This window comes from Kurthia gibsonii (assembly GCF_006539985.1).
Taxonomy (GTDB): Bacteria; Bacillota; Bacilli; order Bacillales_A; family Planococcaceae; genus Kurthia; species Kurthia gibsonii.
In genome coordinates this window covers 1-1472 of record NZ_BJOB01000103.1, presented here as the reverse complement: position 1 = coordinate 1472, position 1472 = coordinate 1, and the positions used below count along the sequence as shown (strand labels likewise).

Below are 1472 nucleotides of genomic sequence, written 5' to 3'. Positions count from 1 at the left end.
TAGTATGGTACCTGTAGTTAGGACACTCGATAAAAAGAGTGTTTTAATCACAGGTATTTTTTTATATACTTTACATTCAAGCTATAGGAAGAAGGCGACGTCATGAGTAAAATCATATTTACAAAGCAAGAGATCGAAACACTTCAAAATAATACGAATGTAGCACGTGTTAGTGAGCGTGCTATCACCTATACGGATGCTTTTAAACATAAATTTCTAGATGCTTATTTAGCGGGGAAACTACCTCGTCATATTTTTGAAGAAAATGGTTTTGATGTAGAGGTAATCGGAATGAAGCGCATCGAACAATCTGCTTATAGATGGAAGAAAGCTTATGAAAAGGATGGGTCAATCGGACTTACAGATTCAAGGAAAAGTAATGCGGGTCGACCTTTAATCCGTGAACTGACATCAACTGAAATCATTGAAAGACAAGAGGCTCGAATTAAACTATTAGAAGGTCAAGTAGCGTTATTAAAAAAGCTCGAAGTGACCGAAAGGAGGCTGCTAAACGCCAGAGAAAGCCTAAATCCAAGTAGGATCTATCTATTGATTTATGAAACGGTGGAACAGAATCAATTGAAGCGAATGACCGCTTATTTCTGTGACCTTTTAGACGTCTCACGCTCTGGATATTACAGTTACCTAAAAGCCCGTTCTAGCCGTCAAGCTAGAGAGCAACGCGACGTAGAAGCGAAAGAAATCATATTAAAAGCCTTTAATCGACGTGGTTATAAGAAAGGATCTCGTTCCATTAAAATGATTCTGGAGAATGACTTTCATCTTATCTTTAGTCGCAAAAAAATCCAAAGAATTATGAAGAAATACGGCATCGTTTGCCCTCATCGAAAGCCGAACCCTTATAAAAAAATGGCGAAAGCTACAAAGGAACATCAAGTGGTTTCAAACCAATTAAACCGAGAATTTAAGCAAGGTGTTCCGGGAAAAGTATTATTAACCGACATTACTTATTTGCCATATAACGGTAATTGTATGGCGTATTTGTCGACCGTAAAAGATGCCTCTACCAATGAAATTCTAGCCTACCATGTTTCAGATCGAATCACTTTAGACATCGCAACGCAAACTATCCATAAGTTAGTCAACAACAAAAAAGTCACTCTCCATAAAGATGCCTTCATCCACTCAGATCAAGGAAGCCATTATACAAGTCCCCGATATCAAAAGTTATTAAAGCAATATGGTTTAGGTCAATCGATGTCTAGAAGAGGCAACTGTTGGGATAATGCGCCCCAAGAGTCGTTCTTTGGCCATTTAAAGGATGAGGTAGACTATCAATCGAGTAAAACATTACAAGAATTAAAGACAAAAATAAATCATTACATGGTTTATTACAACAACTATCGTTATCAGTGGAACTTAAAAAAGATGACTCCTATTCAATATAGGAATCACCTTCAAGTTGCTTAATCTCTTTTTTTTATTGTGTCCTTGACATAGGTGCCAGTTTA

Annotated in this window: 1 protein-coding gene; it reads left to right on the top strand. The window is 37.1% G+C overall.

The features are described 5' to 3' along the window. The first annotated feature begins 102 nt into the window (after window positions 1–102). Window positions 103–1431 (top strand): IS3 family transposase, encoded by a 1329-nt coding sequence (locus tag KGI01_RS13635; RefSeq protein WP_141275133.1) that lies wholly within the window; start codon window positions 103–105, stop codon window positions 1429–1431. Window positions 1432–1472: the final 41 nt, after the last annotated feature.